General features: G+C 71.9%; 11 protein-coding genes. 10 read left to right on the top strand and 1 reads right to left on the bottom strand.

Going from position 1 to position 13,783, the window contains the following annotated elements:
* Positions 1–19: 19 nt before the first annotated feature.
* Positions 20–1,090, bottom strand: coding sequence for a M4 family metallopeptidase (locus AAW13_RS01580; protein WP_046729846.1), 1,071 nt, complete (start codon positions 1,088–1,090; stop codon positions 20–22).
* A 348-nt stretch (positions 1,091–1,438) separates the two neighbouring features.
* On the opposite strand from AAW13_RS01580, the gene leuA reads away from it, so the two are divergent.
* From leuA to AAW13_RS01530, 10 genes are all read left to right on the top strand, one after another.
* Positions 1,439–3,160: a 2-isopropylmalate synthase gene (gene leuA, locus AAW13_RS01575; RefSeq protein ID WP_046729847.1), complete on the top strand. Its 1,722-nt coding sequence runs from the start codon at positions 1,439–1,441 to the stop codon at positions 3,158–3,160.
* 185 nt (positions 3,161–3,345) lie between these two features.
* The gene (locus AAW13_RS01570) at positions 3,346–4,041 is read left to right on the top strand and encodes a TerB family tellurite resistance protein (RefSeq protein ID WP_046729848.1); all 696 of its coding nucleotides are present in this window, start codon (positions 3,346–3,348) and stop codon (positions 4,039–4,041) included.
* Between the two features lie 109 nt (positions 4,042–4,150).
* Entirely contained in the window at positions 4,151–5,326 is a 1,176-nt protein-coding gene (locus AAW13_RS01565; RefSeq protein ID WP_079178672.1) for a sialidase family protein, read from the top strand.
* Between the two features lie 77 nt (positions 5,327–5,403).
* A complete protein-coding gene (locus AAW13_RS01560; RefSeq protein WP_046729849.1) occupies positions 5,404–5,937 on the top strand; it encodes a SigE family RNA polymerase sigma factor in 534 nt (177 codons plus the stop codon).
* A complete protein-coding gene (locus tag AAW13_RS01555; RefSeq protein ID WP_046729850.1) occupies positions 5,934–6,941 on the top strand; it encodes a hypothetical protein in 1,008 nt (335 codons plus the stop codon). The genes AAW13_RS01560 and AAW13_RS01555 overlap by 4 nt, the downstream gene beginning before the upstream one ends.
* Before the next feature lie 270 nt (positions 6,942–7,211).
* A complete protein-coding gene (locus tag AAW13_RS01550; protein WP_046729851.1) occupies positions 7,212–8,807 on the top strand; it encodes an ABC transporter substrate-binding protein in 1,596 nt (531 codons plus the stop codon).
* Between the two features lie 4 nt (positions 8,808–8,811).
* Complete coding sequence (locus AAW13_RS01545; protein ID WP_046729852.1) at positions 8,812–9,771, top strand: ABC transporter permease; 960 nt, start codon at positions 8,812–8,814, stop codon at positions 9,769–9,771.
* Positions 9,768–11,816 carry a dipeptide/oligopeptide/nickel ABC transporter permease/ATP-binding protein gene (locus AAW13_RS01540; protein ID WP_046729853.1) on the top strand — a complete coding sequence of 683 codons (2,049 nt, stop codon included), beginning with the start codon at positions 9,768–9,770 and terminating at the stop codon, positions 11,814–11,816. The genes AAW13_RS01545 and AAW13_RS01540 overlap by 4 nt, the downstream gene beginning before the upstream one ends.
* The gene (locus AAW13_RS01535; RefSeq protein ID WP_046729854.1) at positions 11,813–12,811 is read left to right on the top strand and encodes an oligopeptide/dipeptide ABC transporter ATP-binding protein; all 999 of its coding nucleotides are present in this window, start codon (positions 11,813–11,815) and stop codon (positions 12,809–12,811) included. The genes AAW13_RS01540 and AAW13_RS01535 overlap by 4 nt, the downstream gene beginning before the upstream one ends.
* Complete coding sequence (locus AAW13_RS01530; RefSeq protein ID WP_046729855.1) at positions 12,811–13,737, top strand: dihydrodipicolinate synthase family protein; 927 nt, start codon at positions 12,811–12,813, stop codon at positions 13,735–13,737. The genes AAW13_RS01535 and AAW13_RS01530 overlap by 1 nt, the downstream gene beginning before the upstream one ends.
* Positions 13,738–13,783: the final 46 nt, after the last annotated feature.

Raw genomic sequence — 13,783 nt, 5'->3', positions numbered from 1 at the left:
GTCCCTGTGTAGTACGGATTCAGGCGGTCGGCACCCCCACCTGTGCCCAGGCGCCGAGCACCGCCTTGGTCTCCGCGCCGTCCTGGTAGCGGGCCTTGGCCGCCGCCACGGTGAGCTTCGCGAAGTCCGCGAAGTCGGCGTCCGAGGCGAGTTCGCCGCCGGTGAGCACGTCGTACCAGATCTGCCCGGCCTTCTCCCACGCGTTGCCGCCGAGGGCGGTGGCGACCAGGTAGAAGGCGTGGTTGGGGATGCCGGAGTTGATGTGCACGCCGCCGTTGTCCCGGCTGGTCCGCACGTAGTGCTGCATGGTCGCGGGCTGCGGGTCCTTGCCGAGGCGCGGGTCGTCGTACGCCGTGCCCGGGGCCTTCATCGAGCGCAGCGCCACGCCGTGCACCCCGGGCGCGAGCAGGCCCTCGCCGATCAGCCAGTCCGCCTGGTCGGCGGTCTGCCCGAGGGAGTACTGCTTGATGAGCGAGCCGAAGACGTCGGAGACCGACTCGTTGAGGGCACCCGACTGGCCGTAGTACTCCAGGTTGGCGGTGTACTGGGTGACGCCGTGCGTGAGCTCGTGGCCGATGACGTCCACGGAGCTGGTGAAGTCGGTGAAGATCTGGCCGTCGCCGTCGCCGAACACCATCTGTTCGCCGTTCCAGAAGGCGTTGTCGTAGTCGACGTCGTAGTGGACGCTCGCGTTCAGCGGCAGGCCGTCGCCGTCGATGGAGTCGCGCGCGTACGCCTTCAGGTACAGGTCGAAGGTGGCGCCGAGGCCCGCGTAGGCGCGGTTGACGCCGGCGTCCTGGCCGGGCTCGGAGCCCTCCGCGCGGACCTCGGTGCCGGGGAGGTCGGTGCGGTGGCCGGCGTCGTAGATCGTGCGGTGCGGCTGCGCTGTCCCGGGCGCCGGGGTGACCGCGGCGACGGCCGCGGTGCGGACGGCGGTCACCCGGCGGCGGGTGCGCTGGGCCGAGTCGTGCTGGAGGGTGCGCAGCGCGGAGTCGGCGAGTGCCTGGTCCTCGTGGGTGGCGAGGTGGTCGAGGATGTGCGGCGGCACGATGGTGCAGAAGACGGGCCTGTAGCCCCCGTTGGTCGTCATGCTCGGCACGATGGCACTGCGTTAGCTGTGTGTCACTAGGTGCAACCATGATTGGTGAAATATGGGGATGGTTTCGCTATGGGTGGTTGCTCTGTGTTATGCGGTGCGGGCTGGGAGTGGCTGGTCGCGCAGCCCCGCACCGTTCCGGGGGCGCCGTGGTCCCGCATGCTGATACAGAACCGTTCGCTCCGGGGGGCTCCGTTACAGTGGTCGCATCATGCGTTTCGGGCTGCTTCTTCTTAGCTGCCGCGGCGAGGGCCTGTAGTCCAGGTCGACTCCCTCCCCGCGGAGCTTCGTGTTGCGTCGTCGGCCGTCCTCTTCCGGACACCCACTAGGAGCCCCGCAATCATGGCGAACCGCCAGCAGCCCAGCACCATGCCGATCCACAAGTACGGCCGCTACGAGCAGGTGGACATCCCGGACCGCACCTGGCCCGGGAAGCGGATCACCCAGGCTCCCCGCTGGCTCTCCACCGACCTGCGCGACGGCAACCAGGCCCTGATCGACCCGATGTCGCCCGAGCGCAAGCGCCGGATGTTCGACCAGCTGGTCAAGATGGGCTACAAGGAGATCGAGGTCGGCTTCCCCGCCTCCGGTCAGACCGACTTCGACTTCGTGCGCTCGATCATCGAGGAAGAGGGCGCGATCCCGGACGACGTGACGATCTCCGTACTGACCCAGGCCCGCGAGGACCTGATCGAGCGGACCGTGGAGTCGCTGAAGGGCGCCCGGCGGGCCACCGTGCACCTGTACAACGCCACCGCCCCGGTCTTCCGCCGGGTGGTCTTCCGTGGTTCCAAGGACGACATCAAGCAGATCGCCGTCGACGGCACCCGCCTGGTGATGGAGTACGCCGAGAAGCTGCTGGGTCCGGAGACGGAGTTCGGCTACCAGTACAGCCCGGAGATCTTCACCGACACCGAGCTGGACTTCGCGCTGGAGGTCTGCGAGGCGGTCATGGACGTCTACCAGCCGGGTCCGGGCCGCGAGATCATCCTCAACCTGCCGGCCACGGTGGAGCGTTCGACGCCGTCCACGCACGCCGACCGCTTCGAGTGGATGGGCCGCAACCTGTCGCGCCGCGAGCACGTCTGCATCTCCGTCCACCCGCACAACGACCGCGGCACCGCCGTCGCCGCCGCCGAGCTGGCGCTGATGGCCGGCGCCGACCGAGTCGAGGGCTGCCTGTTCGGCCAGGGCGAGCGCACCGGCAACGTCGACCTGGTCACGCTGGGCATGAACCTGTTCTCGCAGGGCGTCGACCCGCAGATCGACTTCTCCGACATCGACGAGATCCGCCGGGTGTGGGAGTACTGCAACCAGATGGAGGTCCACCCGCGCCACCCGTACGTGGGCGACCTAGTCTACACGTCCTTCTCCGGCTCCCACCAGGACGCCATCAAGAAGGGCTTCGACGCCATGGAGGCCGATGCGGCCGCCAAGGGCGTCACCGTCGACGACATCGAGTGGGCGGTGCCGTACCTGCCGATCGACCCGAAGGACGTCGGCCGCTCCTACGAGGCGGTCATCCGGGTCAACTCGCAGTCCGGCAAGGGCGGTATCGCGTACGTCCTGAAGAACGACCACAAGCTGGACCTGCCGCGCCGGATGCAGATCGAGTTCTCGAAGATCATCCAGGCCAAGACGGACGCCGAGGGCGGCGAGGTCACCGGCTCCGACATCTGGGCGGTCTTCCAGGACGAGTACCTGCCCAACCCGGAGAACCCCTGGGGCCGGATCCAGGTGAGGACGGGCCAGTCGACCACCGACACCGACGGCGTGGACACCCTGACCGTCGAGGCCACCGTCGACGGCGAGGACACCGTCCTGGCCGGCTCCGGCAACGGCCCGATCTCCGCGTTCTTCGACGCGCTCCAGGGCCTGGGCATCGACGTACGGCTGCTGGACTACCAGGAGCACACGATGAGCGAGGGCGCCTCCGCGCAGGCCGCCTCGTACATCGAATGCGCGATCGACGGCAAGGTTCTGTGGGGAATCGGCATCGACGCGAACACGACGCGTGCGTCGCTGAAGGCGGTCGTCTCCGCCGTCAACCGCGCGGCACGATAACCCCCCTGACCGGCGGTTTAGGGACCCTGATCACCGCTTACGGTGATCAGGGTCCCGCTGTTTCTCGGCCATCCGGCCATGAAGATCACGGAAAGGTCTCGTACGCGGTACTGACTCCGCCTCCTCCCTGTGGCTAACATCACGCCAGCGGTGGCGATGTTGCCACGGCGTTACGGAGGTGCGACGTGCTGCCAGTACGGGGACGAGACGGCCGGGACGTCAGGCCTGCCCGCATTCTGGGCACCCGCACCGCATGGACTCCCGTCGGCGACGGCGAGTTCTTCTGCCCGGGCTGCGGGGGCGACCGCAACTACCAGCGGCTCACCGGCCGCCGCCGCTTCACCCTGCTCGGCGTGCCCGTGCTGCCCCGCGGCACCACCGGCCCGGTCGTGGAGTGCGCCGCCTGCCGTCACCACTACGGCACCGACGTCCTCGACCACCCCACCACCTCCCGCTTCTCGGCGATGCTCCGCGACGCCGTGCACACCGTCGCCCTCGCCGTCCTCGCCGCGGGCGGCACCTGCTCGCGTGCGTCCCTGGAGGCGGCGGCGGTCGCGGTGCGCGCCGCCGGTTTCGAGGACGCCACGGAGGACCAGCTCGGCGCCCTCGTGGACGCCCTCGCCGCCGACACCGGCCGGGTCTTCGAGCAGCCGGGCGGCGCGAGCCTCGCCATAGAGCTGCACGAGGCCCTCGACCCGCTGGCCCCGCATCTCGCCCCCGCGGGACGCGAGTCCCTGCTCCTCCAGGGCGCCCGGATCGCCCTCGCCGACGGCCCCTACACCCACCCCGAACGCGAGGTCCTCGGTACCGTCGGCGCGGCCCTCACCATCTGCGCCGACGACGTCACCCGGCTGCTGGCCGCCGCCCGCACCCCCTCCTGACCGGCGGGCGGACCTGACGGGACGCCAAACCACGTGACCCGTTTGGCCGTTGCGGAAGTGCGGGGAACGCGGGCGGCCGGAACATGGAAGAGTGACCCATGTGTCTCCTGTGACCCGCGTCAGCCGTATCGCCCTGGCCGGCTCCCTGCTTCTCGGGGCGTTCACGGTCGAGCCCAGGGCCTGGGCGGCCACCTGCGAGTCCTCCGTGCCGTACGTCTCCGGCGAGCACGGCTACGCCCAGTACCGCATCCCCGCCGTCGTCCGCACCTGGCACGGCACCCTGCTCGCCTTCGCCGAGGGCCGGCACTCCACCACCGGCGACAGCGGTGACATCGACGTCGTGCTGAGACGCTCCACCGACGGCGGCTGCACCTGGGACCCGCTGCGGGTGGTGGCCGACGGCAAGGGGAACACCCGCGGCAACCCCGCGCCCGTCGTCGACCCGGTCAGCGGCGACGTCGTCCTGGTGACCTCCTACAACGACGGCTCGGTGAGCGAGGACCAGATCATGCGCGGCCAGGTCACCAGGGAGCAGAGCCGCCGGGTGTTCGTGCAGCGCAGCCGGGACGACGGACGTCACTTCACCAACCCGCACGAGATCACCGCCCAGGTGAAACCGGCCGGCTGGCGCTGGTACGCCACCGGCCCCGGTCACGCCGTCGCACTCACCCGGGGACCGCACCGCGGCCGCCTGGTGGTCGCCGCCGACCACTCCGCCGCCCCGCGCGCCGGCTCCCCGGACACCGGCCGGGAGGCCCGGTACTACGGCGGCCACGCCCTCTACAGCGACGACCACGGCCGCAACTGGCACCTCGGGTTCGTCGACGACTCCTACAGCGGTCACGACAACGCCAACGAGACGACCGCCGCCGAGCTGCCCGACGGCCGCCTCTACTTCAACGCCCGCGACCAGAACGGCTCCAGCCCCGGCAACCGGCTCGACGCCTGGTCCAGCGACGGTGCCGAGACCCTGGACGCCGGGTTCACCGTGCAGCCGACCCTCCGGCAGGTCCCCGTGGTCGAGGGATCGGTCCTGCAACTACCGGGCAAAGAAGCTCCGTTGCTCTTCTCGGCTCCGTCGGTGCCGACGGCCCGCAAGGCCATGGCCCTGTGGACCAGTGCGGACGAGGGCATCACCTTCGACCGGGTCACCACCCTCTCCGGCCTCAAGGCGGCCTACTCGGACCTGGTGGAGGTGGCCAAGGGCACGGTGGGGGTGCTGTACGAGACGGGCACGAGAACGGCGTACGACACCATCGAGTTCCGCCGGCTCAGGACGCCCTAGGCGCCGTCCGCGTCGCTCCGTCCGGCGGGCAACCGAATCGGGGTCTCCGGTGGTCTGGAGGGCGAGGGGGTGGCCCGATGCAGGCCGAACTAGAGGCCCAGTTCCAGGAATTCGTCAGAGCGAGGTGGACCCATCTGGTCCGGACCGCCTATCTGCTCACCGGAGATCCACACCACGCGGAGGACCTCACGCAGACCGCGCTGGCGAAGGCGTACCGGTCGTGGCGCCGCGTCTCACGGACCGACCGCCCGGAGGCCTACGTCCGCCGCATGCTGGTCAGCTGCAACAGCGACAGGTTCCGCAAGCGCCGGGTCACCGAGGCGCTGACCGCCGCCCCACCGGAGCGCGCGCAGTACGACGACGCCGTGTCCCGCGCCGACGAGCGCGGCACCCTGCTCGCCGCGCTGGCCCAGCTGCCGCCCAGGCAGCGTGCGGTGGTGGTGCTGCGGTACTGGGAGGACCTGTCCGAGGCGGAGGTCGCCGACGTGCTCGGCTGCTCCCCGGGCACGGTGAAGAGCCAGGCGTCCAAGGGCCTGGCCAAGTTGCGTACGATTCCGGGGCTCGCGCAGGCCATGAGCCACGCGGCGCCCGCGCAGGGAGGCACCAGGTGAGCGAAGAGACGCAGGGCGGCGGAGCGGAGCCGGACTTCGAGGAGCGCCTGCGGGGGCTGCTGGCGGGGGACGCGGCGCGGGTGCGGCCGTCGCCGGTGCCGTACCCGGAGATCCGTCGGCGGGGCCTGGTGGAGCGGCGCCGCCGGATGGGCGTGACCGGGGCGGCGCTGGCGGCGCTGGCGGCGGTCCCGGTCGGCGCGTACGCGCTGGGCGGCACCGCCGCCCCGGACCCGGCCGCCCCCGCCCCCACCGTGCTCTCCAGCGCCCGCCCGGCCCCGACCGGCGAGGCCACCCCGTCCGGCCCGGCCACCGCGTCGGCCTCGGCCCCGACCACCTCGGCCCCGACCACCTCGGCACCGGTGGCGACCCCGACGGACCCGGCCCGCCCGGCGTCCGCGGCGCACCAGCTGCTGGACGGGATCACCTTCGAGCAGGCGGCCGCCGGACTCGGCGCGTGCCTCGACTACAACAAGGCGCACCGCCTGCCCAAGGACCCGACCTACACCGACCTGGGCAAGCCGGCCGACTACCGGATCATCCTGGCGATGCGCAGCACCGGCGACTCCAACGCCCCCGGCGACGGCTACTCCGTGGTGGCGGTCCGCGAGAAGCCGGTGCCGGCCCGGCTCATCTGCACCGTCAAGGACGGCGCGGCCTCCGGCCTGAACACCAGTGTCGGCGACCCCTTCGGTGACGCGGGGACATCCGTGGCGCCGGACATGAACAGCGGCAAGCTGTACCAGCAGTCGGTCATCGACAAGGGCGCCTGGAAACTGCCGTTCCGCTGGGGGATCATCGGCGGCCACCGCGCCTCGGTGACCCGGATGACCGCCTCCTACGGCGACAGCGCGGGCCAGGTGGTCCTCGACCACGGCTGGTTCGTCGCCACCGGCACCCTGCACGAGCAGGTCACCAGGGCCCCGCATCTCAAGGGCTACGACGCGGCCGGCAAGCTCGTCTACGACTCCGACCAGGACCCGTCGTACGAGAAAACCCTGCCGTAGGTCCGCCGTCTCCGCCCCTCGGCACCGGTCGCCCGGTGCGACTGGGACCGCTGCGCCGGCGGCTGGAGATCGCGGCAGCGGGTGGGGCCGGGCAGGCCGGGGCGGCCGGTGGTGACGAGCGGTCGCTCGCCGAGCTGGGCGGTGCCATTGGTCCCACCTCTGGTGGTTTACGCCATTCGCGTGCGTTGCCTTGACCGTCCCTGAACCCACTCTTATGGTCGCGCTTACACAGGACGTCCGACGTCTCCTTCCCCCCACGCCGGAGGCACCGTGCGCGACCAGGCGACCCACGCCCGCAGGACGTTCCTGAAACAGGCGGGCGCCCTGGGCGCCGCCGCCTCGCTGACCGCCTGCGGGCCGAAGTCCACGATCGACCTCGGCGGCACCGGTGCGGACCGCACCCTGACCGCCGTGATCGGCTACGGCAACGACGGCAGCTGGGACCCCACCCAGACCGCCTCCGCGTTCGCGATGGCCGCCAACAACCACATCTACGAGGGCCTCGCGGACACCGACCCGATCACCCGCGCCCCCTACCCGGCGCTGGCCACCCGGCTGCCCGCCGACCCGAACGCCACCACCTGGCGGTTCACCCTGCGCCCCGGCGCCACGTTCCACGACGGGCGGCCGGTCACCGCCGACGACGTCGTCTTCGTCTTCGACCGGATCCTCGACCCGGCCACCCCGACCCTCGCCCAGGGCTTCTTCGCGAGCTGGCTGAAGGAGGCCCGCAGGGTCGACACCCGGACCGTCGACCTGGTGCTCCGCTTCCCCTTCCCGGACGGCATCGCCCGCCTCACCCTCGCCAAGATCATGCCGAAGCACGTGTTCGCCCGGCCGGGCGCCTGGGACGACGCGATCAGGGGACTGGCGGTGGGCTCGGGACCGTACCGGCAGACCGGCCACCACCCGAAGTCGAACACCACCTTCGCCGCGTACGACCGCTACAACGGCCCCCGCAGGCCCGCCTTCCCGCGGATGAACTGGCTGACGATCGTCGACGCCGCCTCCCGCGTGGCCAGGATCTCCGGGGTGGACGCGGGCGCGCAGATCTCCGACAACATCCCCTACGCCAACATCCCCCGCCTCGAACAGGGCGGCCTGTCGGTCGGCGGCGGCGCCGGGATGAACAACCTGTTCCTGATGTTCAACACCAGGCACGAACCCTTCGACGACGTCCGGGTCCGGCAGGCCCTGCACTACGCCGTGGACAAGCAGAAGATCGTCGAGGTCGCCCTCAAGGGCCACGGGAGACCGGCGAGTTCGTTCCTGAACGAGGCCAACCCCGCCTACCGCAGGGCGAGGACGGTCTACGGCCACGATCCGGACCGGGCGAAGGCGCTGCTCAGGGCCGCCGGAGTCAGCGGACTGCGCATCGACCTGCTCGCCGTCAACGTGAGCTGGATCGTCGACTGCCTGCCCACCATCAAGTCGTCCTGGGACGCGATCGGCGTCCCCACGACCCTGTCCCCGCAGGAGACCACGGCCGTGTTCACCAAGATGGACCAGAAACAGGACTACCAGGTCGTCGCCGCCGTCTCGAACCCCAACCAGTTCGGCCTCGACGCCGACCTGATCATGCACTACAACTACGGCCCCGAGAACCTCTGGACGGGCTACGCCCGCTGGGCCGACGACCCCGTCGCCAAGCGGCTCTTCAAGGACATGGACGCGGCCACCCGCGAACCGGACCCCGACAGGAAGCGGGCGATGATCCAGGACTACATCGACGTCGTCGCCGAACAGGCCGTCATCTACCCGGTCGTCCACAACGAGCTGATCACCGCCTGGGACCCGCGCCGGCTCACCGGCATGAGGGCCCAGCCCTACCCCGGTATCAACGTGCTCACCGCCAAGTGGGCCTGACGGCATGACCGCCGTCCTGCGCATCCTGCTGCGCCGCGTCGCCCTGCTGGTGCCGCTGCTGCTCGGCATCGCCCTGTTCGTGTTCCTGGTGATGCGCTTCTCCGACGTCGACCCGGCGTCCGCGTTCTTCCAGGGCGCCAACCCCACCCCGCGGCAGCTCCACGACTTCCGCGAACGCAACGGCCTCCTCGACCCGCTCCCGCTGCGCTACGTCCACTTCGTCGGCGACCTGTCCCACGGCGACCTCGGTACCAGCGCCCTCACCCGCACCCCGGTCCGCGACCAGGTCCTCACCGCGCTCCCGCTCACCCTCCAGCTGACCTTCCTGGGCCTCGGCATCGCCGTCGTCCTGGCGCTCGCCGGCGGGGTCACCGCGGCCGTCCACCGCGACCGCCGGCTCGACCAGGTCATCCGGGTGCTCTCCCTGGTCGGCGTCGCCGCCCCCGCCTTCTGGCTGGCGCTGCTGATGATCCAGTACCTCGCCGTCGACCGCGGCTGGTTCCCGTCCGGCGGCTACATCAACCCCGAGGACTCCGTCACCGGCTGGCTGCGGACCATGGCGCTGCCCGCACTCGCGCTCTCCCTGCCGGTCGCCGCCCAGCTCACCCGCATCGTCCGCACCTCGGTGGTGGAGGAACTCGACAAGGACTACGTCCGCACCGCGATCGGCGGCGGCCTGCCGCCCCCCGTCGTGGTCGGCCGCAACGTCCTGCGCAACGCCCTGGTCAACCCGCTGACCGTGCTCGGTCTGCGGGTCGGTTACCTGCTCGGCGGCGCGGTCGTCATCGAGACCGTCTTCGCCCTGCCCGGCATGGGCAAACTGATGATCGACGCGGTCCAGAACGGTGACCCCGCCGTCGTCCAGGGCGTGGTCCTGACCACCGCCACCGGCTTCGTCGTCGTCAACCTCGTCATCGACATCCTCTACCTGTTCGTCAACCCACGTCTGCGGGAGGCGGCATGACGACGTTCACCCGCGCGGCCCTGGCCACCGTCCTGGCCCGGCCCGGCGTACGGCTGCGCAGACTGCCGCCGGCGTCGAGGGCGGCCCTCGCCTTCCTCGCCGTGATCGTCCTGGTGGCGCTGTGCGCCCCGCTCCTCGCCCCCGACGACCCCCTCGCCCAGCAGGCCCCCGCCGACGGCACCGGGCACCCCTCCGCCGGCCACTGGATGGGCCAGGACAGTCTCGGCCGGGACATCCTCAGCCGGCTGATGTACGGCGCCCGCTGGTCCCTCGCCATCGGACTCGGCGCGACCGGCCTCGCCCTGGCCGCCGGCGCGCTTCTCGGAGCGCTCGCGGCGACCTCCCGCAAAGGCGTCGACGAGAGCCTGATGCGCTGCCTGGACGTGGTGATGGCGTTCCCCGGCATCGCCCTGGCCGCCGTCCTGGTCGCCGTCTTCGGCGGTGGCATCACCGTCCTGATCTGCGCGATCGCCTTCCTCTTCACCCCGCCGGTGGCCCGCGTCGTCCGGGCGAACGTCCTCGACCAGTACGGCGAGGACTACGTCACCGCGGAACGGGTGATCGGCGCCCGCACCCCGCACATCGTCGTACGCCACGTGGCGGTCAACTGCGCCGCTCCCGTCCTGGTCTTCTGCACGGTCCAGGTCGCCGAGGCGATCGTCTTCGAGGCGTCCCTGTCCTTCATCGGCGCGGGCGTCCGCCCCCCGGACCCGTCCTGGGGCAGCGTCATCGCGGACGGCAAGAACATGGTCCTGACCGGCGGCTGGTGGGCCACTCTCTTCCCGGGCCTGCTGATCCTCCTCACCGTCCTCGCCCTGAACCTCCTCTCCGAGGGCGTCTCGGACGCCTGGGCGTCGCCGGCCCCGAGGCGGACGGAACCGGCGGAGGCCGATCCGGTGGAGACCGTCGAACGAGGAGAGGTCCTGGAGCTGCCGGGCCTGACGGAGGCGGGGGAACGACTCCGCGCCAGGGCACGCCCGCTGCCGTCCCGGGAGGGCCCACCGGTCCTGTCCGTGCGGAACCTCACCATCGGCTTCCCGGACCGCCACCGGGGCGTGCACATCGTCGACGGCATCGGCTTCGACATCCACCCGGGTGAAGTGCTGGGCCTGGTAGGGGAGTCGGGCTGCGGAAAGTCCCTCACCGCTCTCACGATCATGGGTCTGCAACCGAAGACGGCACAGGTGGCGGGCCGAATCGACTTCCACGCCGGTGAGGGAACACGCCCCAAAGGGACGCGGGGCCGCACCGGATACGCGGCTGCCGCCGCGCGGGCGCGACCGGCCCCCACGCGGCCGCCCACGGATCTCCTCACCCCCCACCGCCGCCTCCGCCGCCTCCTGGGCCACGAGATCGCGATGGTCTACCAGGACGCCCTGTCCTCCCTGAACCCCTCCATGACCATCAAGGCCCAGCTCGGACAACTCACCCGGCGCGGCGGCCACCGCACCCCCGCCGAGCTCCTCACCCTCGTCGGCCTGGACCCCGCCCGCACCCTCCGCAGCCACCCCCACGAACTCTCCGGCGGCCAGCGCCAGCGCGTCCTGATCGCGATGGCACTCTCCCGCGACCCGCGCCTGATCATCGCGGACGAACCCACCACCGCCCTCGACGTCACCGTCCAGGCCCAGGTGATGGAACTCCTCCTGCGCCTGCGCGAGGAACTCGGCTTCGCGCTGATCCTGGTCTCCCACGACCTGGCCCTGGTCGCGGACGTCACCGACCGGGTGGTGGTGATGTACGGCGGCCAGATCGTGGAGACCGGCGTCACCGCCGAACTGGTGGGCTCCCCGGCCCACCACTACACCCGCGGCCTCCTCGGCAGCGTCCTCTCCCTGGAGTCCGGCGCCGCCCGCCTCACCCAGATCAGGGGCGTGGTCCCGGCCCCCGCCGACTTTCCCGCGGGGTGCCGGTTCAGCGACCGGTGTCCCGCGGCGGGCGACGTCTGCCGTACGACACCGCCGTCCCTGCTCGGCACCCCCGCCCACACCGCGGCCTGCCACCACCCGGCCGTCGACCTGGCCGGCACGGAGGCGGTGACATGAGCCTGGTGGGGCTGTCCGGCGTCCACGTGGTGCACCGGGCCCGCGGCGGCGGCCTGTTCGGCGGCGACCGGGTGTACGCGCTGACCGACGCCGACCTCAGCGTGGCGGCGGGCGAGACGGTCGGCGTGGTCGGCGAGTCGGGGTGCGGGAAGTCGACACTGGCCAAGGTGCTGGTCGGCATCCAGCGGCCGACCGCGGGCACGGTCACCGTCCACGGCCGTGACCTGTGGGCGATGTCCGCGGCCGAACGCCGCAGCGCCGTCGGCGCCGGCACCGGCCTGGTCCTCCAGGATCCCTCGACCGCCCTGAACCGCCGGCTGCCCGTCGGCCGTGTCCTGCGCGACCCGCTGGACGTCCACGGACGCGGCACCAAGGCCGAACGGGACGACCGGGTGAAGGAGTTGATGAGCCTGGTCGGGCTGCCGCGGGCGCTCGCCGAGGCGCTGCCCGGCCAGCTCTCCGGCGGTCAGCGCCAGCGCGTCGCGATCGCCCGCGCGCTCGCCCTCGACCCGCCGCTGGTGGTGGCGGACGAACCGACCAGCGCCCTGGACGTCTCGGTCCGCGCCCAGATCCTGAACCTCCTGCTGGACCTGCGTGAACGCCTCGGCCTCGCGATGGTCTTCGTCTCCCACGACATCCAGACGGTACGGCGGATGAGCGACCGGGTGATCACCATGTACCTGGGCCGGATCGTCGAGGACACCCCGGCCGCCGAGGTCACCGGGGACGCCCGCCACCCGTACACCCGCGCCCTGTTCTCGGCCACCCCAGGACTGCTGAGCCCCGTCGACCCGATCCCGCTGACCGGCCCGGTCCCCTCGGCGACCCGGCCGCCGTCCGGGTGCCCGTTCCGCACCCGCTGCTGGCGGGCGGACGACACGTGTGCCGCCCGCATGCCTGACTTCGCGGCCGCGTCACGGCCCGGTCACCGCTACCGCTGTCACCATCCGTTGGAGGAGGACCAGCCGAGCCGCAGCCTGCCCCGGGAGACCTGATGCCCCTTTCCGCCCCGCTGACCGGAGTCGTACCGCCCGTCTGCACGCCCCTGACCCCGGACCGCGAGGTGGACGTCCCGTCGCTGCGCCGGCTCGTCGACCATCTGGTGACGGCCGGCGTGGACGGACTGTTCGTCCTCGGCTCGACGTCGGAGGCGGCCTACCTGACGGACCGGCAGCGCGGGCTGGTCACGGAGACGGTGGTGTCCCACACGGCCGGCCGGCTCCCGGTCCTGGCGGGCGTCATCGACATGACGACACCCCGGGTCCTGGACCACGTCGCCTCCGTCACGGCGGCGGGCGCGGACGGGATCGTGGTCACCGCCCCCTTCTACACCCGCACCCACCCCGCGGAGATCGCCCGTCACTTCCGCCTGGTCGCCGGCCGCTCGCCCGTCCCCGTGATCGCCTACGACATCCCGTCCGCCGTCCACACCAAGCTCCCCGCCGGTCTGGTCCTCGAACTGGCCGCCGACGGGGTGCTGGCCGGTCTCAAGGACTCCAGCGGAGACCTGGCGGGCTTCCGCGAGGTCGTCGTCGGCAGCCGCGGCCTGCCCGGCTTCGGCGCGCTGACGGGCTCCGAGCTGACCGTCGACTCGGCGCTGGCGCTGGGCGCCGACGGGGTGGTACCGGGGCTCGCCAACGTCGACCCGGACGGCTACGTCCGCCTGTACCGCCGGTGCCGCGCGGGCGACTGGGAGCGGGCGCGGGCCGAGCAGGAGCGGCTGTGCGGCCTCTTCCGGATGACCGGCGCCGGCGACCCGGCCCGGATGGGCGCGAGCTCGGCGGCCCTGGGCGCGTTCAAGACGGCGCTGTACCTGCGCGGGGTGATCGACTGCCCGGCGACGGCCGAGCCCCAGGTACCGCTGTCGGAGACGGAGACCGAGTGCGTGGCCAAGTTCCTCGCGGGGGCCGGGCTGATGTAGGGGGCCGCCCCGGGACGCGGTCCGGGTACAGTCTCCGGCCGAGTCT

This window comes from Streptomyces humi, assembly GCF_001005085.2.
GTDB lineage: Bacteria > Actinomycetota > Actinomycetes > Streptomycetales > Streptomycetaceae > Streptomyces > Streptomyces humi.
The sequence above is the reverse complement of the archived record's forward strand: the minus strand, read 5'-3'. Positions and strand labels throughout refer to the sequence as shown.